Origin of the sequence: Microcoleus vaginatus FACHB-2002, assembly GCF_040004035.1 — a bacterium.
In the GTDB taxonomy this organism is placed as follows: Bacteria; Cyanobacteriota; Cyanobacteriia; order Cyanobacteriales; family Microcoleaceae; genus Microcoleus; species Microcoleus vaginatus_C.
Map to the genome: position 1 here is coordinate 24,977 of NZ_JAMPLN010000020.1, position 24,200 is coordinate 49,176.

A 24,200-nucleotide genomic window follows, 5' to 3' on the forward strand; every position below is an offset into this window, starting at 1 on the left:
GTTTAGGTAGGAACACAAGTCTTATTTTAGATGGATTTTCTCAGCCCAAATTTTCAGCAGCATTATTTTTCGATTTTGACTTCCTGGATTACCAAAACCGAACAAGATGCGTGGTGAACGACATAATTGCTGACGCTGCCGAGGAAAGCTTCTGCGAACCCCGTGCGGCCACGCCTTCCCAACACTATTAAATCGGCGTCCCAATTTTCGGCGGATTCACAGATACAACGCCCCGGATCGCCGTCCATTTTGCAGTCAAATTCCACCTGCAATCCTTTGTTTGCTGCGGCGTCGCAGTAATTTTTCAGCAAACCCGAAGCGTGTTTTACCTCGCTTTCCAGCCGCAAACGTTGAGCTTGGTAAGCTTGATCCATTAACTCGACATTCATGCCCAAATCTACCGGAATTGGCACGGCAGTCTGACCCACCGTGCTCACAGTAACGCAGTTAAATAGCATCACCTGGGCGCGATCGCTCAGAGCTAATTCTAAAGCTTGAGTGAAGACGCGGTGGCCCAGTTCAGAATCATCTAAGGCGGCGAAAATTTTCTTAAAACTCACAGCTTTACCTCCTGCGGGAAATCATTCATATCAGTTAGGTAACAGAGAGTGCTTTTGAATAAGATTCAATAAAAGCAAACTCTGATACTTCTAGACTAACAGACGCTCTAAGGCGTGCAGGTCGGGAATGCACAAAACGTCACGTTCGCGCTGAATAGTTCCTTTTTTTTCCAGCTTGCTCAGCACTCGCGTTACTGTTTCGCGAGCCAGCCCGCTGAGGCTGCTTAATTCTCTGTGTGGCAGGTTCGGTATTTCTGTACCTCCTGTTTCCAGGATTTTTTTGCCTTGCCCCTCGGCCAAAAATAAGAGAATATCTGCTACTCGCGAGGTACTGTCCGACTCTCGCAAACGCAGACGGCGATTGACTTGTCGCAGGCGGCGCGCCATCAGTTGAGCGAGGCGAATGCCTGCTAGCGGCTCGGTATGAATGAGCTGCACAAAATCCTGAGATGGCATATTGCCGATCAGTGTCGGGGCTAGGGTGATCACATCTGTCGATCGCGGTGCTTCTTCGATCGCGGCCATTTCCCCGAATAATTCTCCTTTCCCTAAAATATTCAGTGTTACTTCTTTTCCGTCTAGGTTGTAGGTGCGAATTTTCACCCAACCATCCAATATAAAATACACTGATGTTCCCCAGTCATTTTCGAGTAAAATCACTTGATTTGACGGATGACTGCGGGTAACGATGTGGACAGTTGCTCTCTCGATTACAGGATCGGGTAATCCTGCAAAAAAAGGAGTAGAAACTATCAATTGATTTATATTAGAATTCGGATCTCGGGTGTTAAAGCGGTCTTCCATGAGGCCATCATTTTAATTTATGCGCTTGAGCTGCGCTGGGCAGTTACAAATAGCTTGCAGCCGAGTCATTCGATTTGAGATTCAAGATTTGAGAAACAAGGAGCTAAAATCAAGGATCTAAAATCGGCAATTTTACCTCTAAAGTTTTGCGGTCAAAGGCTCAATATGGGAATTAATAGCCTCAAGCTCTGATTGGGAGCTAGAAACTAAAGAATATACCATAATTTTTTAGATATATACCACTGAGCAAATTTTATTAACAAAATTTTAGCAATGTGGCAAACGACTGAGCCGATCGAATTACCTTTGAAAGCACTTCGCGAAGACAAGCTTAACACTGCTGAGAGATTTGTTGTCACTCGGCCCTGCAGTCGAGAACGCAGAATCCAGGAGTACCAGCCTGCAAGCACGGTAGACAGATCCCAAGTCCAAACTACCTAGAACCTGGCCAATGTCAGCACGAGCGGCAAAATCCACAGCCATTGCGAGCCTAAAGACAGGCGCTCTTGGCGATCCAAACCCACCCACTTCCCAGCAAACTTTTCTGCTACCCCAAGATTATTGTACCATTAGTATCTAGCCATGAATACAGATAATAGGCTATAATTAAAGGTTACTCTAATCCAGTATACGGGGACAATCCCGAATCTCGGTATCCCCAATCCCAAAGTGTTTGAGGTTTTTTCCAAGTCGGTGAAAAATGAACAGACACTGGCGCGCCACCATGCTAATGAAACTCGCGGTGACAGTGTGCGGCCCGCCGTTCAAGCAGGTGAAGGCAAAAGTTCGTCGGGCTCGCAGCTATTCCGAGCAGGAATCAGCCTCCGGGCAGGGAAACTCGCCCCTGAGTCGCAGAATTTGAAAGCACTTGGAATTGATAGAAGCGGGCATTTGGTGCGGAAGTACCGACTAACCTATCATAGGCAATAGAAGCGCTCCGAAGGCAAAAGGTTAATTAACAGTTGTCAGAAAATATTAGTAAATTATTGACGGACTCGCATTCAGATTATTCTATCTATTGGCATCGCTGCCACCTGACTTCAGTCTTTTGTCGGTAAAGTTTCCCCCAAGCCGCATTCCCAGAGGTTCCGCCCTTGAATTCTCAGAAGTACAAAATTCAAGCACTGATTGCTGAGATAGACGAGGTACTCAGCAAGCCCGCACCCCGCTTGCCTTGGACGGGTTCTCTTGATACTGTCCACCAGCGCCAACTTTTAGAGCGAGTTCGCGCTTATCTGGTTTCCTCAGACTCAAAGCTAACGGCCCCAAAGGCCCCCGCCCGCCCAAATGTGCCCCCGCAGCCAGTTCCAGTGCCCAAAGTGCCTCTGCCCGCCCCTCGCCCCTCAGCCGCAGAGCAAATCATGCTTGCCGTAACCGGAGAAATCAGCCACCTGCGTTCCAGCCTGACAGGGCCACTCCAAGAAGACATAGAAGCTTTGCGGCAAGAGCAGCAAGCTCTAATTCAAGAAATCAAACAGCTAGAAGCAAAACGGCAGCAGCAACAATCCCTAGCTCAGCAACAAGCCAACCAACAGCAAATCATTGCTGAATTCTTGCAGGTACTGACTGGTCGCTTGGAAGAAACCTTGAGTAGCGATTTCTCCCAAATTCTAAGTTCCCTAGAAAATCAGTTATTGCAAAGCATCTCAGCACCATACTCTTTGGGCAGTGCGCCTGATGAACAATCGGCTATTGACGTAACACTTAACCGACAAACCTCAGAAGAACAGCCGCTGCTGACGCCGGCTCAGAGGTTGGAGCAAATGCAACTGTTCCAATCTCATGCTGACAGTTTGCTGATGAGTCTCGATTCTAGGATGGCTATCGTGTTCGAAGCTTTGCAAGCAAATCTGCAAAGCTATCAAGCTTCCTTGAGACAAGAACTCGAAAATATGTACGGTTTGAGCCAGCAGAGCGAGGCGATGTTCGCGGCTTTGGTCAACCACTTGGCCTCACAGTTGGGGCGAGAAGCGTCTTCCTACGTTCAACAGCCGATCGATTTAGCAAATAATCTCGAAACTGTCACCCCAACCGCAGCCGATCGATCTCCTGTCGCTCCCACCCTTTCAAATACTTCGATCGAGCACTCAGCCACAGAGACTCTGACTGAAGACTCGGTGCAGGAAATTCGCACCGGCGAATTCGGAGAACAAGACAGATTGCCCTACGCCGGTACAGAAATTTCTCCGCAATTCAGACAGTTGAGGCGCGATCGCGACCGCATTCAAGCCCCAAGTTTGCTCCCGGAGTTGGCAGATAATTTCTTGGGTTCTACCCCCGAAATATCTCAAAATGCAGCTCGGTTTACTGGCGGTGAATCGGAGAATAGGTTAACAGAAACCGAAGAAGAAATTGAGGATTTGTATGCCAGTTTGTTTGCGGGAGAAGCGGTTCCTGAAGTAGAATTAGAAATCGAAAGTTTCCCGGTAGAAAATAATGTCGTTGAGGCAAAAACTGAAGGCGTAGAATATCAAGCGGCGACGGATCGGGAAACTGCCGAATCGCTAAAAATGACCGAAGATTTGTTTGTAAATCTGCTGGATGAAGGCGAATCTCTGGAAGAGACTTTAGTAGATGAAGATTCAGACTTTGTAATGGGGAATTCAGTAGAGTCTCTAACTTTAGATAGTGCAGATTTATTTGAACCGCAAGTGGCAACAGTACCTCAAGTTTCAGAAGCACCACCCTCAACCGCTGAGGTGCAACTTGACGGGGACGATCGAGAAAATCTAGAAACTGGTCAAAACCTCAGCGAGCAGTTCAGCGCTACTGAGCCTCAATCAGCAGCTTCGCCGTTGAGAACGCCTGCCGAAATTAGCCCGAACCGACCCAGTGCCACGCCCGCTGCGCCGAGTGCCGATGACGTTCAAACTGGTGAATTCGACTCATCCTCACAGCGGCTCGATGATGGGTACATCCAAGCTTCGCCGGACGAGGATTTGCTGCCGGTCGAGGCATTAGAAGATGACCTCGATCGAGCTCTAAATTTGGACAACAATACTCTGGAACTTTTGGAGGCAGACCTCTACAATTTGGAGGGATTGGAAAATACTAGCTTCGGGCGATCGAATTTCTCAGTCGCTAACAGCTTGGATTTATCGGCGAGTTCCCCCGAAGGCATTGCAAACAATCCCTTTGCGGAGGCGGCAGAGCAAGAACTCGGCACGCTGGAGGATTTGTTCTCCGATGTGTTGGAACTCTCCTCTGAGGATGAACCCTTTGTTTTGGAAAACGAACTTGAGGATGATTTGTTTGCGGAGGAAGACGACTCGAATTTGACGCTAGACGAGATTTTGGCTAGTTTAACCGAGACCGATCGACCTTTGACTGATTCTCCCCCTCCAGAAACTGCCGAAACTAACGAACTGCGATCGAGTCCTCTAGAAAGTCAAAAAAAAAACCTAATTTCGATAGAGAGTAAAGCAGGAGTTGTTGAGGGGAAAACCGATTTTAGCGAGTTAGCCGGGCCACAGCAGCAAGACTCGGCTGGGCATTCGGCCGCTGGTCCGATCGCCCCATCCCCAGAACGCCGGAATTCTAGCTGGTATTTGGGTATTGATTTCGGTTCCAGCGGGCTGTCTGCGGCTTTGCTCGATCGCACCAGCGGCCAGTTGCACCCGATTTACTGGGAAGCATCGCAGGCTGAGGGTTCCGCTGCAGACGCCAGCTTTCGGATTCCCTCGGCTGCGGTGCTGGCGAACACAGCCCCAGGAAGCCCAGGGTCAGAGGTGACAGTCAAGTCGGTGGGATTCCGACCCCAGGCTTTGGCTGCAGGAGAATTTTTACTGGAAAATTTTAAATTGCCTTTAAAGGTGGGCATTCCTTATCAGCGGGAGGCTGCTGGGATGTACGAACCGCTGTTGCAGTGGTCGCCCTTGCAGCCTTTTTCGATCGCCTTGCCGCTGCAAGGTGTGCGGGCACTGCTGGCTACTTTGAATCCGAGGACGCAGGGGCAAAAATTTGCCGAATCCGAGGAAATTTTGGATTCTGCAATGCCGAGGGCGAATTTTGCAGGATTGCCAGTTTCTAATTTAATTTGTAGGGCTTCGGGACTGACGCCCGAAACTCTCGATGCGGCGCTTTTAGACTTGCAGGGTGTAATTTTGGGGACTCCGGCTGGTTGGTCGGATGTTTATATGTTTAATCTGCGGGAGGCGGTTTTGGGCGCGTCTCTGGTGGCTTCTGGTTCGCAAATTTTTGTGGTGGAAGATGCGATCGCCACTTTGCTTGCTGCTGTAACTCCTGTGAAAAATGGCATGGAAGTCGAGTCGTCAGCCGTGGATTCTGCTAAGGACGCTGAAGAAGTTGCACCGCTGACTGTGAATGCTTCGTCTTTTAGCGGGGGAACTTTGATTTTGAATGCGGGGGCGGCGACGGTGGAATTAGCTTTAGTTGAGTTGCCGTCCAATATTCAAGATTTAACTCGTGCTGATTTTACTTGCCAGAGTTTTGGTTTTGCTGGCGATGCTTTCGATCAGGATATTATCTGTCAGTTGTTGGCTAAAAATGAAACTTGGGGAATGTCGCTCGATTTGCCACGTCCTGGTCATCCAGATTTGCCGAACCGCTATCAATTGCAGCAGCAGTTGCAAGGTTCTGTTTTTGGCCTGCAATTGTTAGAGGCGGCAAGGCAAATAAAAGTTATTTTGCAACATCAAAAAAGTTTTAGTTTGGATATTGGCCAGCAGCATTGGGATGTGAAGCGCAAAGATTTGGAAAGTATGGTTTTAGTGCCTTTTGTGCAGCAGTTGAACCGCGAATTAAATGCTTTGCTGAGCCGCGCGGGAATGTCGCCGGCGGGGATTAATCAGGCGATTTGTGCGGGGGGTATGGGTGCTTGGCCTGCGATCGCCCGCTGGTTGCGGCAGAAGTTGCCGAATGCGATCGTGGTTCAAGACCAGGAATTGCAGGGCGATCGAGATATTTTTGAGATTGACAATTCTGCATTAAATTCTGTATCTCAAAGTACAAATTTTTTCCAAAAAATTGGTCGAGTTGCTTGCGGGTTGGCGAGTTTGGGTCTATATCCTCACATTTTGGATGTGTCGCAGCAGCAGTACAGCGACTTTTTTCTGCTGTGGGAATTAATGCAGGTTTTGGGCGGGGAAACTCTGAGCTTTCAGGAAATTTTGCAGTTGTTGGAACGCCAGGGCGTGAATACCCGCACCTGCGAGCCCCGGATTCTGCGGATTTTGGAAGGAAATTTGCCGGCGGGACTTGTGCCTGCGGAGGAAGATTTCATGCTGTTGGCCGAGGAGTCGAGACAAAATCCTGATTGGGAAGCAATTTTGGCTGAGCCGCTTTTCTTTGAAGATGTCTCACGGGGTTATCGTTTGAATCTCGAACACGCCTTTGTTGTCCGCGAATATTTAGCCAAACTCGCCTCTAGCAGCCAGCAAAAATTGTTAGAACCGCTAACACTTGCTTGGGATGTTCGCACCGATATTTATCGCTAAACGGCAAAAAACCCGGTTTCTCAGTAGAATCCTCCCTGTCTTTCGGGAAGAGTCCTAGTCGAAACCAGGTTTTTTTGTGTCCAGGACTAACTTTTTTCTGTAAATTTACGTAACTTTACATACACTTTATACTTTTTTATAAAAAATACATAGAAACTTTATAAAAGTGTGATTGGTTTTTAAAGATTGTGCAAAGCTGAGTATTTCAGGTTCTGCAGATTTGGGATGGCTAATAAGATGGACGTAAGAGATCGTTAAAGTTGAGAGAAATCATATGAAATTTCCGATGGGTGCCTCGTCGAAATCATCATTATCAGAAACGCTGTCCTTATTTTTTCAAGAATATACTTACAAAGTCTGTGTATCAAAACAACAGCATCACCGATCCGTAACGAGCAAGGTAAAGCGGGCGCTCGATATTTTGGGCTCGCTGCTGGGACTGGCAATTGCTGCAGTGGTGGCGGTGCCGGTGGCAGTGGCGATGCTGTTGGACAATCCGGGTCCGCTGCTTTACAGTCAAGTCCGCTGCAGCTTCAAAGGGCGACCTTTCAGAATATGGAAGTTTCGATCGATGGTTGTCGGTGCAGAAAATCTCAAACATTTAGTTAGCAATCAAGCCAAGGGTCACATTTTTAAGAATGAAAATGACCCGCGAATTACCCGCGTCGGCCGCTTCTTGCGGAGCACGAGTTTGGACGAGTTGCCTCAATTCTGGAATGTGTTAGTGGGCGACATGAGTTTAGTGGGAACTCGACCGCCAACTCCCGATGAGGTTGCTGCCTATGACGAGTTCCACTGGCAACGTTTAAATGTCAAACCCGGTCTGACTGGGGAGTGGCAAGTCAACGGACGGTCTGGAGTTAAAGACTTTGACGAGATTGTCCGCATGGATCTCGACTATCAGGGTAAGTGGTCTGTTGTCTACGACATCACTTTGATTTGCAAAACAATTTGGGTGGTCTTCAGCAAAAACGGTGCGTGTTAATAGACTTGCTGTTTTGGGGTGTTTTTGGATTTTAAATTTTAGGAAAAAATAGGGGATGAAATAGTAGGAAACGGATTAAATATATGTTAATAGAATTAGCGATTGGTGACGCTTACGGTGCGGGTTTTGAATTTGTTGACCAGCAGACGATCGAAATGTACAACAATCTCAACGGCTACATCAAGCATCCCCGTCACGATATCCCGCCTGGATGTTACACAGACGATACGCAGATGAGTTTAGCCGTCGCAGAAGCTATCGTCAGCCGACAACCTTGGACACCGGAACTTTTAGCCAGCAAATTTGTTGCAGCTTTTCAGCGCGATCGGCGATTTGGTTATGCTGGTAAATTTTACAATTTTTTGCTACAAGTTCAAGACGGAAAAGAATTCTTAGAAAAAATTCACTCCGCTAGCGATAAAAGCGGATCGGCGATGCGAGCATGCCCCATAGGCATTTTTCCTACTATTGAAAAAGTAATCGAAAATGCTACCATTCAAGCTGCAATTACTCACAATACTCCTGATGGCATTAAAGCAGCTATAGCGGCCGCTTTGATGTCCCATTACTTTATTTATCAGCTAGGTTTAAAGAAGAATTTGGGAATTTTTCTAGAAAAGCACGTAGCTGGTGAGTGGTCGATACCTTGGCAAGGAGAAGTCAGCGTTAAAGGTTTGGTCTGTGTGAGAGCAGCTATTACTGCTGTCATGCGAAATGATAGTATGAGCAAACTCCTCCAAGATTGCATTGCCTTTTCGGGCGATGTCGATACAGTAGCAACTATTGCTTTAGCTGCTGGTTCCTGTAGCAATGAAATTGCCCAAGACCTGCCAGAAAATTTGGTACAAGGATTAGAAAATAAATCTTACGGCAGAGATTATATCAGAGAACTGGATCGACAGTTAATGAATTGCGCGATCGACTTCTGACTTCTTCCTGAGATATGTTAGATCCCTTAAATCCCGTACACTGCTTTGTGGCCGAACTTATTTCTATTATGAATTTGCCTACTTTGATTACTTTTTATAGCTTGCTGGGAGTGCCTTTTGTGCAGTAGTTGAACCGCGAATTGAATACTTTGGTCAGCCGCGCGGGAATGTCGCTAGTGGGATTAATCAGGCGATTTCTGCGGGGGTTATGGGTGCTTGGTCTGCGATCGATCGCCTGCTGGTTGCGGCAGAAGCTGCCGAAGGCGATCGTCGTTCAAGACCAGGAATTGCAGGTCGATCGACATATTTTTAAAATCCACAATTCTCCATTAAATTCTGTATCTCAAATTACAAAATTATCAGAAAAAAAAATAGTCTAGTTGCCTGCCGGTTGGGGACTTTGGCTCTCTATCCTCTAGCAGCAATGCCAAAAATTGTTAGAGGCACTCACCATTACTTGGGATATTCGCACCGATAGTTATCAGTAAGTATATAAACTTATCATCGCCCTTAGATAAAGCTCATAGGACTTACGCAAATGTCACATTTAAGTCAACTTGTATGGTGCGTCAGACCTCGTGGTTATCGGGCGATTATCAAATGTTTAAGGTTTTGGGCAACCCTACCAATTGTGCCAGTTGTGTAAGTTTTGAATAAAAAACAGCATACCCAGAATCCGCAGCACTTACAGCATAATTCAGGAGTCAAAAGCGTTGCCCTGACGAAGGCCATAACAGCGAATAGTCAGAATCAGTTTGTGCTTTTTCAGTAAAAATACGGGATTTTGTTAGAAATAGTTATGCTTTTTTAGAATAAATTCACACCATCTTTATAAAAGTGTGCTTTTTTTTAAAGATTCTGTAAAGAAAAGGATTTGCCGCTTGTGGGAAATTTGGGAGGCTCATAAGATGTAAACCAGATTCAGCCATTAAAAATATTTGAGTCTAAAGTCTCAAGTCAAGACCAATTGTTTCATGCTCTTCAAAACCTAAGTTTTCACTTTTGGGTAACTACAAATGGTAGCGCAAAACTTTAGTAATCAAAGTTTGGTCGGCAATAACTTTAGTGGGCAAAACCTCAATGGTTCCACATTCTTCAAAGCCCGACTAGAAAACGTCTTGTTCAGGCGCAACGCTCAAGGTATTTCCACTCAACTCAGAGGTACCAACTTTGAAGAGGCATTTCTGCTGAATGTAGATGCAACGAATGCCATCTTTGCTGCCAATACCAACTTTCAACCGGCGAATTTTTATAAAGCGACCTTAGAAAACGTCAATTTCAGTCGCGCCAACCTAACAGGAGTAAATCTGTCGCTGATCAGCACAAAATTCATCAACCTGTCCAACGCCAACCTGACCAATGCCATTCTCCATGAGGCCAATCTCAGCGGCGAACAGTCGGAGCGACCGAACCTAAGAGGAGCAAACTTTACGGGTGCTGATTTCTATAAAACTAAGCTGAAAGCGGCTGACTTTACGGGCGCCAATTTGACCAATGCCAAATTCCAGGGTGCTGAGCTGGATGGAACCTTGTTGATCAATGCGAACTTTACCGGCGCTCAATTCGACGAATCGACTAATTTCACAGACATTATCCTCAGCAACACCATCTTTGACCTTGCCAACCTGAGTGAGGTTAATCTGACGGATGCCGACCCACCCGATGGATTGACACTGACAACTTCTCGCTTTCGCGGAGCCAATATGACTGGCTTTAGTGCCGAAGATGTCAATCTGGCTGGTGCTGACTTCAGCGCCCATGCAAATGGTACGCGCACTCAAATGGGCGGTGCTAGTTTCGCAGATTCTGAGTTGAACAACGCGAACCTGACTCAGGTGATTGCAGAAGGCATAGAGCTGAAGGGTGCAGATTTGAGCAATGCAATCGTGGTTGGTGCTGATCTCAGCAACGCCAATCTGGGTGGAGCAATTCTCGTTGGCGCTAACCTGACGGGTGGAGTTCAACTGGACAACGCTCTTATTGAGAAGAGTAATGTGGCTGGAGCCAACTTTACGGGGGCAAACCTGGCAGGGGCAAACCTGAAGGAGGCAGTTGGAGATAACCTGACCAATTTTAGGAACGCCAATCTGACAGGTGCGAGCCTGGAAGTGGGGAGTTTCATCGGTGCCAACTTCACTAATGCCAACTTAAGCAATGCCAACCTGGTCAAAGCCAACTTCACCGATGCCACGATGGTCGGGGCGAACCTGACCGGGGTCAATGCAGTGGATGTCGTGGGTCTAACGATCGGGACTGGCAGTAACGATACCCTAACTGGAACCGGCAGCAAAGATAATATCTTCGGGCTCGACGGCGATGACTCCATCAATGGCGGTGACGGGGATGATTACCTGGATGGCGGCAGTGGTGCTGATATCCTGACAGGCGGCCCCGGCAATGATGCGTTGTTTGGTGCTGCGGGAAATGACACCCTCACAGGCGGTGGTGGCAGAGATACCATTCACTACCGCAGTGGTCATGGTTCCGATCGCGTGAATGGTTTCACCCTCGGAGCCAGCGGAGACATCCTATCCTTCAGTGGCATTGCAGCGATCGATGTGGTGCCATCTGGCGCGAACACTCAATTGCGATTGGGCAATGGCATTGCTGGCGATGCCGGTTTTGGCACAGGCGCGCTGTTGATCACCCTAGCCAACACTTCGTTTACGGCGGCTAATGTCAGCACCAATATCAGCTCGACCAATCGTCCAATCTTCCAGTTCTCGTAACCTCCTATCAAGTCCGAGCAATTCCCTCCGCTTCGCTGGACCCATAATGACAATGCTTTGACACTAAGGCTTTTCGATATTTCTATTAAGGCGATCGATCGGACATTATCTCAACCGGAGTCTTTGTGATGATTTCTCGCATTTTAGTTCTCCTCTCCATGCCTTGGCATCCCCCTTTTCAACGTTGGAAAGGGGGGAAATGGTGAGGATTGCCAGCAGTAACGAAGCACCGAATTCTAGGGTGCACTAATCACTTTTGTGCGATGCCGACAGTTCACATAACACTACGACACACTTACATAACAACAGGAGAAAATTATGGCTACCAGAAATGGAACTCCAGAGTCCGATACTCTGACCGGAACCAATAACGCCGACATAATTCGTGGCTTTGGTAAGGAAGATCTGCTGTCTGGCTTAGGCGGTAACGACAGCATCTACGGTGGAGAGGATAAAGACACCATGTATGGTGGTGCTGGAGCCGATCGACTCTTTGGAGAAAACGGCGAAGACGATCTATATGGTGAGGATGGTAACGACTTCCTCTACGGTGGGCTGGAGAAGGACAGCCTGCATGGTGGAATGGGAGCCGATCAACTTTTTGGCGATTCAGGCGAAGACTCATTGTATGGCGAGGATGGCAATGACATCCTGTACGGAGGCTCAAACGCCAACGATGTCAACGATGGCAAAGATTTCCTCGATGGTGGGGCTGGGAAAGACCGAATCTTTGTAGGTTTCGAGGACACAGGATTTGGTGGTGCTGGCGATGACACCGTTATTGGTGGCTTTACCGATGACGTGATCTACGGCGATGATGAAAAAGGCGAAATTTTTGGCGGAGCCGATTCCCTGGTTGGCGGCAGCGGCAACGACACCCTCTACGGAGAAGGGGACAGCTTAGCGGGCGGCGGCAACGATACCCTCGATGGCGGCGTAGGCAATGATACGCTCTTTGGCTATGCCGGAGATGACCTCCTCAATGGTGGCGATGGCATTGACTTCCTCGATGGTGGCGATGGCAATGACATCCTTGATGGTGGCGCTGGCTCTAGCACCCTGTTAGGTGGCACTGGCTTAGAAACCATCAGGGGTGGCGCTGAAGGCGACTTCATTGATGGCGGAGAGGGCAATGACAACCTCAGTGGTCTGGGTGGCAATGACACTATCTATGGCGACGAGGGAGTTGCTGAAACACTGGCTGGCAATGACATTCTCAATGGTGGCGCAGGCGATGACTTCCTGGATGCTGGTGCAGGAGTCGATCGTGTCATCGGTGGCGCTGGCGTTGACCTACTCTTTGGCGGCGAAGATGCGGAAACTCAAACCGCCCGCGACACGCTAACCGGCGGGGCTGACACCGACTACTTCCAGTTGCTGTTCACCGATTTTACGCCCGAACCAATCGAGCCCGGTGAGCCAGTTGTTACTCCTCCTGCTGGTGACTACATCGTTGACTTCGTGAAGGGGACTGACTACTTCTTACTGGAGGGGATTACCTTTGAGCAGCTATCGTTCCAGAACATCTCGCTGACAGTTAACGGGGTTGCTACTCCGAGTACGCGGATCTACGTCACGCCTGAAGCCGGAATTCCGATTTCTCAAGCGGAAACGCTAGCTGTGGTTCAAGGAGTGCGTCAATTTAACGCCTCGCATTTCGTTGAGGAATCACCCTTTTAATTAACGGGACTTAAACAAATTTTAAGCCCAAACCAAGCGCAAACTGGCTTTAGACGCGGTAAATAAGTTCATCTTTTCTTGCCACCACCGCGCAAATCTATATTCTGTCCCTTGACAGTTTTTATCTCCTGCTGTCTCTTTAAAGGCAACAGGATTTTAGTCTTGGAGCAGGAATCCGCAGATTCTTTTTTTTCATGCCAATTTCCCTGCCCAGTTTGGTCAGGAGGTAGCCGTGAACGCCAAAGATTGCCCTGAGCTAGTGAACTATATTTCAGAATGTTTCTAGCCAGTTACGATCGCCAATCGGGAGTAAAAATCGAATTCGATCGCGCGAGGCGACACAACAGATTGAGCCGATAAATTATCCAATCTTGTGACAACTCTAATCAGAATGTTTTGAAATTAAGTAAATCCACGTGATTATCAGGCGTGTAAATGTTAAATTAAGGAAAGCATTCGTAGAGTAGCCCTTAATTTTTGATTTATGAATTTGCCTAATTTGATTACTTTTTCTCGCTTGCTGGGAGTGCCTTTTCTGCTCTACGGTTTGTACGACCCAAGCGCTCAAAGCCGCTGGATTTGCACCGCAATTTTTGTGGTAGCTGCGGCTACTGATTGGCTGGACGGCTATTTGGCTAGGAAACTGAATCAAATTACCGATTTGGGTAAGTTTCTCGATCCTTTGGTGGATAAATTGTTGGTGCTCGCGCCGCTTTTAGTGTTGATTGAGTTGGGTCGAGTCCCGGCTTGGGGAGTGTTTTTGATTTTGGGTCGGGAGTTGACAATTGCGGGGTGGCGTGTTAATAAAACTACGATTTCGGGAGCTAATATTTGGGGCAAATTGAAGACGGTGAGTCAGATTGTGGCGATCGCACTTTTAATTGCCCCTCTGTCTGAAGCGTGGAATTTTCCCGCAGTAATTGCTTTTTGGGTTTCTGTGGCTTTAACTTTGATTTCTGGCGCTATTTATCTCTGGCCGGAAAAGACTGCTGAGGAAAAGTAAGCTACCTTCTTGATTACTCGTTCCCAAGCTATTCCTGGTAACGAGTTAAATTCCTATTAAACTAAGCCGAAATCAAGCGATTTTTCGGTTGAGGAATAGAACGCCCCAATTCCTGAGCCGTCTCAATCCACTCCTGCATAACAATCTCTATATTTTGTAGTGCTTCTTGATAAGTTTCGCCATCCGCAGCGCATCCTGGTAATTCCGGCACTTCGGCAATAAATGCTTGGTCTTCTTGACTCCAGTAGAGGATAATTTCATAGCGAAGCATCGTTTGCACCTCCTAGTTGGTGTTTGAGAATTACCTCACGAATTTGCCTGACTTGATAAACTTTGGCTTGCGAGCCTTTGGGTTGAAGATTTAGGATTTCTTCAACACCATCTTTAGCAAATATGTGGTGACTGCCGCGAATCCGTTCCTCAAAGCCGAGTCTGCGTAAAAGTTGGCAAAGTTGAGCAAAGGGTATATTGGCGTCGGAATTACCGAGTAAGATTTTAGCTAGCAGTTTGTCTGGTTGACTCACGCTCTGTCCAAGTGATCAGTTATTTTATGATGACATATTTCTGAGTTGGCGATCGAAAGTCATTCGTCAGAAATCAGAACCCCGAATCTAAAATTCTGACGAATGACAAATTCCTTAATAATGAGTCCCAGATTTCCGATAGTGCACCGCTGTCACGCCGTCATTTTTCAGCAAATGACCGTTTTCAACCGCTGCATAAACTACCCAGTGATCGCCGCATTCCATCCGACTTATCACTTCGCATTCGAGATAAGCTAGAGCATCAGTCAAAACCGGACAGCCGTTGCTAGCTTCCATTGTTTCGACTCCCGCAAATCTGTCTTCTCCCGGAGCAAAGTTTTTCATGAAATACTTCCGCAACTGTCGCCCTTCGGCTAAGATATTCAGCACAAACTTATCTCCGGCATACATCAAAGCTTCGATCGATCGATCTTTCGCCACCGCAATCGTCACACCGGGCGGATTAAAAGTTGCTTGCGACACCCACGAAGCCAGCATCGCACTGGTGACATCCTCCCGCTTCGCCGAGACTACACACAGCGAACCAACGAGTCTCCCTACTGCTTGTTCAGTGCGATCGCTCCCTGCTGCTAACTGCGGTTTCGGTGCCCGCAATTTTTGCGCTCGAATCAAAGCTTGAGCAAAATCTGTGCCCGCTTCTGTACACTCGTGAATTGTCGCCGCCGTCGGCTTAAATTTTGCTCGAATCGGCTCAAATCCAATTCTATAGCCAGCATCTTTCAGCTTATTTTCCACTAAGTCGATCGCCTCTCCGCTCCAGCCAAAAGAACCGAAAACCCCCGCTAATTTGCTCTTAGTTGCGGTAGATAAAACAATTCCCAAAGCAGTTTGAATTTGCGTCGGAGCGTGTCCTGCTAGCGTGGGAGTTCCGATGATAAATCCCGCGCATTTTTCGATCGCCTCTTTAATTTCTCCCGGTTCGGCAAATTCGCAGTTAATACTTTCCACCGCAACGCCGGCTTTAGTAATTCCTTTGGCGATTGCCTGCGCTAAAGTAGCCGTATTCCCGTAAGCCGAAGCATAAATCAAAGCAACTGTCAAGTCTTTTGAATTTTGTTGCTGGCTCCATTCCCGATACAAATTGCTCAGTTCATTAAGGCCGTAACGGACGATCGGGCCGTGACCGGGAGCATAAAATGCTGCTGGTAAATCGGCGAATTTATCCATTGCTGCCAGCACTTGTTTTGCTTGGGATGCGTGCAGGGAATCGTAATAATAGCGCCGATCTTCGCTGTAAACGCTCCACCCTTCATCGAATACTTGATCCCCGCAAACGTGAGCTCCAAATAGTTTGTCAGTGAACACGATTCGAGTGTGCGGATCGTAGGTGCAAAGTTGATCAGGCCAACGGGGAGTTGGAGTTGCGATGAATTTTAAGGCGTGACCTTTTCCTAAATTGAGAGTTTCTTCTCCCCGAACGATCATAATGTTTAATTCTTGGTCGGGAAAAGCTGCGCGCAAACTAATTGCGGCGGGATTGGTGCAAACCAAAGCTACTTGAGGAGCTAAGTCTAACAGAGCTTTAATTGTTACTGACCTATTAGCATTGAAATGCCCCAAAATTATGTAATCCAGCTTGGTCAAGTCCACCCGTTGCTGCAAAAATTCCAGGTAATTTTGAGTAAAAGATTCCCCCGGCGGGTCGAACAAAGCAGTTTGGTCAGCTTGAATAATATAGCTATTGGCTGTCGTACCCTTTTGCAGCGAATACTCGACTTCAAATTTGAGTCTGTCCCAAGTGCGCGATCGCACAATAAAAGTATCGAGTGCGATCGGGATAAACTGCACGTCGCGAGGTTTGGCATCCGATGCGAGTCTAGGAATCAAAGTGTTAGTCATTTATTGCACCTATGAGAAACTGGACTACAGAACTTCTTTTGATTTCGTGCCAAAACTTGGTATCTACAATGTCAAACCTTGCACCTCGACCCTGTAAATTGGTATCCAGGTCAGTCAGAAATTCCCGGGTTTTCAAATCATCCCCAATTTGGATAAAGCTCACTCCAATTTCTTCATCTTTCTCTATTTTATTTGCCGCACTTACAATAATTTCGGCGACAGCAGCGGTATTTTCGGGTTTTTCATCAAGGACTGCAACAATTATTGCTCCTTTCTTCCCTTTGCCATCTGTTTTGTTGGCGAAATAATCGCTAAAACTTGCTTTAAGAGCTTCTTCCAAATTAATTGCAGTGGGGTTTGCTGAATCCGGTTCCGTATTTTGTCGCTGCAAAATTTCAGCTAACTGGGCAACATTGGAATTTTTATACTTCCACATAGGAGTAGAAGCTTCGTAAAGGGTAATGCCGTCGCTGTCAAATTGCTGACATTTTTTTGCTAAGTCGATCAGAGATGCCTGTGCTTCTACCCAATCCTCGTACCAAGGATGGTGAGGGTCTCGGCTGGCATCGCTTCTGGCAATAATAATTGTGTAATCTCGGTCTTCTAAAAGATTCGCAGGCATTGGCAATTCCCCTAGTTAAAATGGAGTCAAAATGACAACGGTTTGCCCGGTTTGCTGCTGGCGCACCCAACACCCAGAACCCGGTAAGGTGCGCCACCAGCACCCAACGTTGAGAGTTTTTGCGTAGCCAGTTGTGTCGTGGACTGTAATTGTAGGGTGCGTCAGTAGATAGTCGATGATGAAGTCGAATAAAACATCGGCTGACGCACCTTACTAATACCTTTGGGGGGTGTTGACTCAGACAGTCAATCAATATATCGTTGAATTTCCCCTTTGCACCTGACAACTGCCAACAGTCAACTGTCAACTGACAACAGTCAACTGTCAACCGTCAACTGACTTCCTAATAATGATTTCCGACTTTTCGGTGGTGAACTGCCGGCAGTGCATCTGGATTGGAGACGCGGCCGCTATCAACGATCGCATATACGATATGATGATCCGAAAGTTCCATCCGGCTGACTACTTCGCATTCCATGTAAGCCAAAGCATCTGTCAAAATCGGAGAACCGTTGGTAGCAGGTTGAGTTTTAACTCCGGCAAATCGATCGGCACCAGGAGCAAAACGCTTTAAAAAGTGCCTCATCAAAGTTTGATAATTGCCTTCTTCCAGCACGTTGAGAACAAATTTATCTCCCGCGTGCATCATCGATTCGATCGCCCGATCCTTCGCAACTGCTATTGTTAAACCCAGCGGTTTAAAGCTAGCTTGAGTTACCCAAGAAGCCAGCATCGCACCGCTAACATCGCCTTTTTGGGCGGTGATGATGTACAGTCCGCCGCTGATCCGTCCCAAAGCTTTATCAAGGTCGCTGTCGAGGGATTTCATCTGTTTGACTGCTTTGTCCCGCGTCAGCCACTGTCCCAAGTCGGTGCCGGCTTCATCGCAAAGTTGATAACTCGCTTCTGTCGGTGATTCTTTAATTAAAATGTTGGGAAATGCTTCTTTTAAACCCAACTCTTTGAACTTGTTTCTCAGCGGGTAAATAGATACGTCATCGCCGCCGCCAGATTCGCACAAACCGAAAGATTGTTTGTTGTTAGCCGCAACTAAAATTGTGTTGATGGCAGCTTCGGCATTCACAGCAGCAGTACCGCTACTCGGGGGCGAACAAATTACGATACCGGCAGCATTACCGACAAGTTCCGCAACTTCTTGCAAGTCGGCGATTCTCAAATCCATCATTTCCACAGCGACACCGGTTTTGGTGATACCGTGGGCTATCGCCTGGCTGAGTCGATCGCTAAATCCGTAATCGGAAGTGTAAAATACCGCTACAGTGGTTTCTGCCTTAGCTTGCGCTTGGCTCCACTTTTTGTAGCGTCCGGTAAGTTCCACCACATTGTGCCGCAGCAAGGGGCCGTGACCGGTCGCAACTAAACCGATTTCTCCCAACTCTGCCATCCGCTTCATTGCAGCGAGTACCGATCGAGCGTTGGGAGCCATTAAACACTCATAATAAAAGTGGTAATCTTCCTCAACTGCTGCTAAATCGTCATCGAAGGTGCTGTCGGAACAGTAGTGCATCCCGAAAGCATCGCAGGTGAACAGCACTTGAGTTTTGCTGTCGTAGCTGAAAATAGTATCGGGCCAGTGCAAGTTTGGCGCCGATACGAATTCGATAATGTGGTCGTTTCCTAAATCTAGTTTGTCCCCGTTTTTGACTACCAATCGCTCAAATGGTTGGTGTACAAGGTTTTCTAAAAATTGAATTGCTACTTTCGCCCCCACGACAATTGCTTGGGGTGCCAGCGCCAGCACGTCTTTGACTAAACCGCTGTGGTCTGGCTCGGTGTGGCTGATAATTAGATAGTCAATCTCTTTGGGGTCAATTTCGCCCGTCAGAGTGTCCATGTATTGCTGGCGAAACTTCTCGTGCGAGGTATCGACGAGGGCGGTTTTTTCACCGCGAATGATGAATGAGTTGTAAGTTGTACCGTTTTTGAGCCCGAATTCGATGTCAAAGCGGTCTCTATCCCAGTCCAGGCATCGAATTGCCGTTGTGTCAGAGGCAATTTCGACTTTTTCCACCGTCAATCTGCGTTGGACTCGTTCAGTCAGCGCTACCATCAGTGCCTCCTTGTCTATTACCCATTACCTTATTGTTTCCATTCTGACACGTTTTTTTTGTAAATCTTTATAAAATTTCTTATGAGGCTGTTAAGTATCCCAAAATTTATGGCGTAAGGCAGTTCGGCAACAAAGCACTGTAAGGGATGTAACGGATTTGAGGAAGAAGGAAAATTCAATAAAATCAATTTTGGGTCTATAAACAGTTGACAATAAACTGATCTCTGTGGTAACAAAAGTGAGATCAAGCGGTTGGGCGATCGCCACTTTAGAAGAATATCACTCAAATGCGATTCTCGATCGCGCGGCAATTTGGATGAGGGACAATAACTTGGCATTTAAGTCAACCTTATCAAACGTCAAATGCGATCGCGCTCTCTTATCCCAGATTTCTTTAAGAAGTCGGGGATTTGGGGATAATGATATAAGAAAAAAATTTCCAATCCGCAATCAAAAATCTACTGATTGATGTAAAGCTATGTCTGAAAGTTCCTTTGATAAAACTAATTTGGGTTGGCAATTAGGACAGTCGCAACAGCGATTGCAGGAGTGGTGGGAACTAAAAACTGCCCAAAATATACCGAATGTCAAATTACCATCTTGGTTTGATTCCCCCATCTTGGGGGCGATCGCTAAAGCAGCCTTTTGGTTAATCTTAGCATTGCTCGCAGCCTGGGCGAGTTGGCAGATTTGGCAACTGTTACGTTTTTATATTCATAATTTCAAAAAGAGGAATCAAACAACTGATGGAAGTGCGAAAAAAACAATTAACGATTTGTCGGTAGCCGAGTGGTTGTTGCGATCGCAAAAATTGCAGCAACAAGGGAAATACCGCCAAGCTTGCCGCTGTCTTTACATGGCGGTGTTGCAGCGGTTAAATGATGCGGGAACCGTGGTTCACCAACCCAGTCGCACTGATGGCGAATATTTGGAATTAATCCAGCAATTACCCCAGCCAGTGCCTTACGAAACTGTGATAACAATACATCAGCAACTATATTTCGGGAATACAGAAGCTTCCGCCTCAACCTTTGAACAGTGTCAGCAAGCTTATCAACAAATTAAGGATTAAGTAGGTAAACGCAAAAAAACAATAATATCGAATCGATAATTTTAGGGTCTGGTTTTATCAACAATAATTACCAAAAACAGACAAACTCAAAAACCCCCACCCAATAGCCAATTGCAATCTACTTCTTTCAATATACAAGGGTTCAAGGTCGTACTATAATAACCGGCGTAGCATCTAAGAGTACGACCTTGAAAGGGTGCTATCAGACCGGAGTAGCAAATGGATTGAAAGCCACGAAACTACTAGCACCAGCAATGGGATTCGGGTCGAGATAGCCCACAATCAGCCCTGTAGGTGAATCCCATTAGTTGTCGGTGCCAGCGACTGTCACACAGTGAAGGTTTTACCTGCGTACCTTACTTTCTTGAAAAAAGCTGTAGTAAGGAGCCCGACTGATAAAACGCATTTAACTACTTGCGGGACATATTAGTAGAGCAAGGATTCCTCGCCCTACTAACAGCCTTAAATCAGAGTAATTGCAGTCGATGGCGGATTGCCGATATTCGCACCGGGGCCAAAGCCTAAACTCACCCCCCCACCAGTCAAACCAGGAGTATTGTTAATCATCAGACTAACGCTAGTTTGACCGGGATTAAAGTTAACCGTGCCTCCAGTAAAACTCGTAGGAAATGGACTCATAATGGTGTAGTCTATGGTGTTCGTAGGTTGACCAGGACCAGGAGGAACAATCAAATAGTCTACCGAAGCCGAAACCGAAGTATTGCCAGTCCGATTAATTGTAAAAGTTCCAGAACCACCATCAGCAATAGGATCAGGAGACGAACCGTAATAGAAGGAAGTCGGAGCCACAGCAGTAGGATCAATAATGCTCAAAACTGCCAGTGACGGACTAGCCAAACTGCCACCACTCAAGAACAAACCCACCGTTTCAGTCGGCTCAGTGAGACTGTCAAATAAAGTTTGAACCGGAACTTGTACGCTGGTTTGTCCGGCTGCAAAATTGATCGTTTGAGCCACACTGACATAATCCGCTGCCGTAGCCTGAGCACTACCGTCACCCGTGCTGAACAAAATCACACTCGGTGCCGTAACGTTGCCACTGCGATTGATGGTAATCGGCGCAGTGCTGCCTTCGTTGACGCTGTAATTAGCAGCACTGAAGAAATACGTGGTTGGCGCCGGAGCTGTCGCCGTCGGCGTCGGAGTCGGCGTCGGAGTTGGCGTCGTCCCAGTTGGCGGCACATCATTAATCGTCAAAATTGATGGACTACTGCCGACATTGCCACCGAAGAGCACCAAATTCACCGTTTCCGGCGATTCCAAAATCGAATCAGTCAAAGCCGTCACGGTGAAACTAGCGGTAGTTTGCCCCGCAGCAAAATTCAACACCCCCGCCGACGTTCCAGTGTAATCCGGTGCACTGCCTGTTGAACTTGCCGAACCGTCAAGAGTAGAGTAGTTAATCGATCCAGCCGCCGTGCCACCGGTGCGAGTAACGTTAATCGTAGCCACGCCGCCTTCAGCTACCGTGTAATTTGGTTGGGCGAACTGGAAGATACTTGGAGTTGTCGCCGGAGTTGGCGTCGGAGTTGGCGTCGTCCCAGTTGGCGGCACATCATTAATCGTCAAAATTGACGGACTACTGCCGACATTGCCACCGAAGAGCACCAAATTCACCGTTTCCGGCGATTCCAAAATCGAATCAGTCAAAGCCGTCACGGTGAAACTAGCGGTAGTTTGCCCCGCAGCAAAATTCAACACCCCCGCCGACGTTCCAGTGTAATCCGGTGCACTGCCTGTTGAACTTGCCGAACCGTCAAGAGTAGAGTAGTTAATCGATCCAGCCGCCGTGCCACCGGTGCGAGTAACGTTAATCGTAGCCACGCCGCCTTCAGCCACCGTGTAATTTGGTTGGGCGAACTGGAAGATACTTGGAGTTGTCGCCGTCGGCGCCGGAGTTGTGCCCGTCCCAGTTGGCGGCACATCATTAATCGTCAAAATTGACGGATTACTGGCGACATTGCCACCGAAGAGCACCAAATTCACTGTTTCCGCCGATTCCAAAATCGAATCAGTCAAAGCCGTCACGGTGAAACTAGCGGTAGTTACCCCCGCAGCAAAATTCAACGTCCCCGCCGTCCCAGTGTAATCCGCTGGTGAACTTGCCGAACCGTCAACAGTAGCGTAGTTAATCGATGCAGCCGCCGTGCCACCGGTGCGAGTAACGTTAATCGTAACCGGGCCGCCTTCAGCCACCGTGTAATTTGGTTGGGCGAACTGGAAGATACTTGGAGTTGTCGCCGTCGGCGTCGGAGTTGGCGTCGTCCCATTTGGCGGCACATCATTAATCGTCAAAATTGATGGACTACTGCCGACATTGCCACCGAAGAGCACCAAATTCACCGTTTCCGGCGATTCCACAATCAAATCGCTCAAAGCCGTCACGGTGAAACTAGCGGTTGTTTGCCCCGCAGCAAAATTCAACAGCCCCGCCGCCGTCCCAGTGTAATCCGGTGCAGTGCCTGCTGAACTTGCCGAACCGTCAAGAGTAGCGTAGTTAATCGATGCAGCCTCTGTACCACCGGTGCGAGTAACGTTAATCGTAGCCACGCCGCCTTCAGCCACCGTGTAATTTGGTTGGGCGAACTGGAAGATACTTGGAGTTGTCGCCGTCGGAGTCGGAGTCGGAGTCGGCGTCGGCGTCGGCGTCGGCGTCGGCGTCGGCGTCACATCAAGGCCTTGATATTGAATACTCCGCACTAGGTAGTCGGAACTATCGCTTTTGATGGAGGTGCTAGTGGCGTAGGCAGCGGTGGGGCTATCGTAGGGTTTGGCGGAGAACCGTAATTCGTCAAAAGCAACGCTAGTGGAATTTGCTTGTATCTGGAATGTGAAATTGCCATCGGCACGATCGCCAGTGAAAGTCACTCCATCTGAAGACACACCGATCGGTTTTGCAGTGGCAGGAGCGTTGACGCGAGTGATCGTAAAATTGCTGGCCGATACCTCCGCCCCATTATTAAAGAGTTTCAGCAAACCAACTTCATTGCCTTGATCGTTCACTGCAGAACTTGATTTGGGAAGTAATCCACTCAGGCCGATCGTGGCGCTAGTGATATCTTTATTATCTGCCCATTTCACCTTCAGCACCTGAGATTTATTGGTGTTGGGGTCATGGTTGAGTTCCGCCCGATTTTTAGTGGCGTCGGTGAACCAACCAGGATAATCAGATGCGGCACCAATACCACCGGGAGCGCCGTAGCTCAACCAGCTTTTAGGGTTTTCGTTCGTTGCTAAGGTGAGGTTGCTGATGGCAGTAGGGTTAGTGTAGTTCGTTTCCACGCCATCAAAAGCTATCCCAGACAGTTGGATGCCTTGATTCTGGGCGGCAGTAGGCCATTTTGCGATCAGGTCACTAATGCTGCTGTAATTAGTGCTTGTACCCAAAGAACCAGTGATTTGAGTAGCCATAGCTTCTGTGTTAATGATGAGTAATTAAGGATTAAAAGTGACTGAAAACCAGAGGTTGGGCTTTCTTGTAGCGATCGGTCACTGCAAGAAAAATTTCCTCATACGTGCAGGTAAATCCAGTAAAAATGCTTGCCCAATCAGCATCTGAAGGTATTATTGCCCCCGATCGAATGTTTGGTGTAAATAATTACACCTACTTAGACCTATTTACATAGAGATGTTTAACTTTCATCATCAATAAGTTTGATCCGGAAAATTTGCGATCTTTTTTTCAGCCCTATAAAAAGCGGGTTTTCCACATCTGTAGAGGAGAGCTTAAATCCCAGATTTCGGCCCCCCAAGAGGCAGCTTTCACTGATTCAGCGGGCAAAAGTGAATCAGGAGAGACAATCATGAGTAAAAATACTCATGATTTTATATGTGTAAGCATCACCCAGTTGGGCATTCCTGAAAATTGAGGTTCGGGCGTAAGT

Annotated in this window: 19 protein-coding genes; 11 read left to right on the forward strand and 8 right to left on the reverse strand. The window is 47.6% G+C overall.

What is annotated here, in order from left to right; genetic code table 11:
• Positions 1 to 62 precede the first annotated feature (62 nt).
• Together NDI35_RS17640 and NDI35_RS17645 are read right to left on the reverse strand one after the other, a co-directional pair.
• Entirely contained in the window at positions 63 to 560 is a 498-nt protein-coding gene (locus tag NDI35_RS17640; protein WP_445313872.1) for a universal stress protein, read from the reverse strand.
• 90 nt (positions 561 to 650) lie between these two features.
• Positions 651 to 1,364, reverse strand: coding sequence for a Crp/Fnr family transcriptional regulator (locus tag NDI35_RS17645; protein ID WP_190663937.1), 714 nt, complete (start codon positions 1,362 to 1,364; stop codon positions 651 to 653).
• Between the two features lie 273 nt (positions 1,365 to 1,637).
• Between NDI35_RS17645 and NDI35_RS17650 the strand changes: the two genes are divergently transcribed.
• The 9 genes from NDI35_RS17650 (at position 1,638) to pgsA (ending at position 14,146) form a co-directional block, all read left to right on the forward strand.
• Positions 1,638 to 1,805 carry a hypothetical protein gene (locus NDI35_RS17650; RefSeq protein WP_445313873.1) on the forward strand — a complete coding sequence of 56 codons (168 nt, stop codon included), beginning with the start codon at positions 1,638 to 1,640 and terminating at the stop codon, positions 1,803 to 1,805.
• A gap of 259 nt (positions 1,806 to 2,064) precedes the next feature.
• Positions 2,065 to 2,226 (forward strand): hypothetical protein, encoded by a 162-nt coding sequence (locus NDI35_RS17655; RefSeq protein WP_333149694.1) that lies wholly within the window; start codon positions 2,065 to 2,067, stop codon positions 2,224 to 2,226.
• Positions 2,227 to 2,458: 232 nt separating this feature from the next.
• The gene (locus tag NDI35_RS17660) at positions 2,459 to 6,820 is read left to right on the forward strand and encodes a hypothetical protein (RefSeq protein WP_445313874.1); all 4,362 of its coding nucleotides are present in this window, start codon (positions 2,459 to 2,461) and stop codon (positions 6,818 to 6,820) included.
• A 274-nt stretch (positions 6,821 to 7,094) separates the two neighbouring features.
• Positions 7,095 to 7,805, forward strand: coding sequence for a sugar transferase (locus NDI35_RS17665; RefSeq protein ID WP_445313875.1), 711 nt, complete (start codon positions 7,095 to 7,097; stop codon positions 7,803 to 7,805).
• A 74-nt stretch (positions 7,806 to 7,879) separates the two neighbouring features.
• Positions 7,880 to 8,734 carry an ADP-ribosylglycohydrolase family protein gene (locus tag NDI35_RS17670; protein ID WP_510182638.1) on the forward strand — a complete coding sequence of 285 codons (855 nt, stop codon included), beginning with the start codon at positions 7,880 to 7,882 and terminating at the stop codon, positions 8,732 to 8,734.
• Between the two features lie 128 nt (positions 8,735 to 8,862).
• On the forward strand, positions 8,863 to 9,114 hold the full coding sequence (locus NDI35_RS17675; protein ID WP_445313877.1) for a hypothetical protein: 252 nt from the start codon (positions 8,863 to 8,865) through the stop codon (positions 9,112 to 9,114).
• 636 nt (positions 9,115 to 9,750) lie between these two features.
• Positions 9,751 to 11,463 carry a pentapeptide repeat-containing protein gene (locus NDI35_RS17680; RefSeq protein ID WP_445313878.1) on the forward strand — a complete coding sequence of 571 codons (1,713 nt, stop codon included), beginning with the start codon at positions 9,751 to 9,753 and terminating at the stop codon, positions 11,461 to 11,463.
• Positions 11,464 to 11,781: 318 nt separating this feature from the next.
• Positions 11,782 to 13,143 (forward strand): calcium-binding protein, encoded by a 1,362-nt coding sequence (locus NDI35_RS17690; RefSeq protein ID WP_510182637.1) that lies wholly within the window; start codon positions 11,782 to 11,784, stop codon positions 13,141 to 13,143.
• Positions 13,144 to 13,627: 484 nt separating this feature from the next.
• Positions 13,628 to 14,146: a CDP-diacylglycerol--glycerol-3-phosphate 3-phosphatidyltransferase gene (gene pgsA / locus NDI35_RS17695; RefSeq protein WP_333431745.1), complete on the forward strand. Its 519-nt coding sequence runs from the start codon at positions 13,628 to 13,630 to the stop codon at positions 14,144 to 14,146.
• 61 nt (positions 14,147 to 14,207) lie between these two features.
• Here pgsA and NDI35_RS17700 read toward each other — a convergent pair whose 3' ends face one another.
• The 5 genes from NDI35_RS17700 to NDI35_RS17720 form a co-directional block, all read right to left on the reverse strand.
• Entirely contained in the window at positions 14,208 to 14,417 is a 210-nt protein-coding gene (locus tag NDI35_RS17700; RefSeq protein WP_445313879.1) for a type II toxin-antitoxin system HicB family antitoxin, read from the reverse strand.
• Positions 14,404 to 14,670, reverse strand: coding sequence for a type II toxin-antitoxin system HicA family toxin (locus tag NDI35_RS17705; protein WP_445313880.1), 267 nt, complete (start codon positions 14,668 to 14,670; stop codon positions 14,404 to 14,406). Before NDI35_RS17705 ends, NDI35_RS17700 begins: the two co-directional genes overlap by 14 nt.
• Positions 14,671 to 14,784: 114 nt before the next feature.
• Positions 14,785 to 16,530 (reverse strand): diflavin flavoprotein, encoded by a 1,746-nt coding sequence (locus tag NDI35_RS17710; protein ID WP_445313881.1) that lies wholly within the window; start codon positions 16,528 to 16,530, stop codon positions 14,785 to 14,787.
• A complete protein-coding gene (locus NDI35_RS17715) occupies positions 16,523 to 17,152 on the reverse strand; it encodes a vWA domain-containing protein (RefSeq protein WP_445313882.1) in 630 nt (209 codons plus the stop codon). The genes NDI35_RS17710 and NDI35_RS17715 overlap by 8 nt, the downstream gene beginning before the upstream one ends.
• A 343-nt stretch (positions 17,153 to 17,495) precedes the next feature.
• Positions 17,496 to 19,223, reverse strand: a complete 1,728-nt coding sequence (locus tag NDI35_RS17720; RefSeq protein ID WP_445313883.1) for a diflavin flavoprotein — start codon at positions 19,221 to 19,223, stop codon at positions 17,496 to 17,498.
• Between the two features lie 238 nt (positions 19,224 to 19,461).
• Here NDI35_RS17720 and NDI35_RS17725 point away from each other — a divergent pair, with 238 nt between their 5' ends.
• Both NDI35_RS17725 and NDI35_RS17730 read left to right on the forward strand, forming a co-directional pair.
• Complete coding sequence (locus NDI35_RS17725) at positions 19,462 to 19,692, forward strand: hypothetical protein (RefSeq protein WP_445313884.1); 231 nt, start codon at positions 19,462 to 19,464, stop codon at positions 19,690 to 19,692.
• Between the two features lie 9 nt (positions 19,693 to 19,701).
• Complete coding sequence (locus NDI35_RS17730; RefSeq protein WP_445313885.1) at positions 19,702 to 20,295, forward strand: DUF4129 domain-containing protein; 594 nt, start codon at positions 19,702 to 19,704, stop codon at positions 20,293 to 20,295.
• A gap of 462 nt (positions 20,296 to 20,757) precedes the next feature.
• On the opposite strand, the gene NDI35_RS17735 is transcribed toward NDI35_RS17730, so the two are convergent.
• Positions 20,758 to 23,727 carry a Calx-beta domain-containing protein gene (locus NDI35_RS17735; RefSeq protein ID WP_445313886.1) on the reverse strand — a complete coding sequence of 990 codons (2,970 nt, stop codon included), beginning with the start codon at positions 23,725 to 23,727 and terminating at the stop codon, positions 20,758 to 20,760.
• Positions 23,728 to 24,200 lie beyond the last annotated feature (473 nt).

Bases quoted from the DNA above. Each gene is read 5' to 3' on its own strand.
- NDI35_RS17645 (WP_190663937.1), bottom strand. From the start codon at position 1,364: ATGGAAGACCGCTTTAACACCCGAGATCCGAATTCTAATATAAATCAA.
- NDI35_RS17650 (WP_445313873.1), top strand. From the start codon at position 1,638: ATGTGGCAAACGACTGAGCCGATCGAATTACCTTTGAAAGCACTTCGC.
- NDI35_RS17655 (WP_333149694.1), top strand. From the start codon at position 2,065: ATGAACAGACACTGGCGCGCCACCATGCTAATGAAACTCGCGGTGACA.
- NDI35_RS17665 (WP_445313875.1), top strand. From the start codon at position 7,095: ATGAAATTTCCGATGGGTGCCTCGTCGAAATCATCATTATCAGAAACG.
- NDI35_RS17680 (WP_445313878.1), top strand. From the start codon at position 9,751: ATGGTAGCGCAAAACTTTAGTAATCAAAGTTTGGTCGGCAATAACTTT.
- NDI35_RS17690 (WP_510182637.1), top strand. From the start codon at position 11,782: ATGGCTACCAGAAATGGAACTCCAGAGTCCGATACTCTGACCGGAACC.
- pgsA (WP_333431745.1), top strand. From the start codon at position 13,628: ATGAATTTGCCTAATTTGATTACTTTTTCTCGCTTGCTGGGAGTGCCT.
- NDI35_RS17700 (WP_445313879.1), bottom strand. From the start codon at position 14,417: ATGCTTCGCTATGAAATTATCCTCTACTGGAGTCAAGAAGACCAAGCA.
- NDI35_RS17710 (WP_445313881.1), bottom strand. From the start codon at position 16,530: ATGACTAACACTTTGATTCCTAGACTCGCATCGGATGCCAAACCTCGC.
- NDI35_RS17715 (WP_445313882.1), bottom strand. From the start codon at position 17,152: ATGCCTGCGAATCTTTTAGAAGACCGAGATTACACAATTATTATTGCC.
- NDI35_RS17720 (WP_445313883.1), bottom strand. From the start codon at position 19,223: ATGGTAGCGCTGACTGAACGAGTCCAACGCAGATTGACGGTGGAAAAA.
- NDI35_RS17730 (WP_445313885.1), top strand. From the start codon at position 19,702: ATGTCTGAAAGTTCCTTTGATAAAACTAATTTGGGTTGGCAATTAGGA.
- NDI35_RS17735 (WP_445313886.1), bottom strand. From the start codon at position 23,727: ATGGCTACTCAAATCACTGGTTCTTTGGGTACAAGCACTAATTACAGC.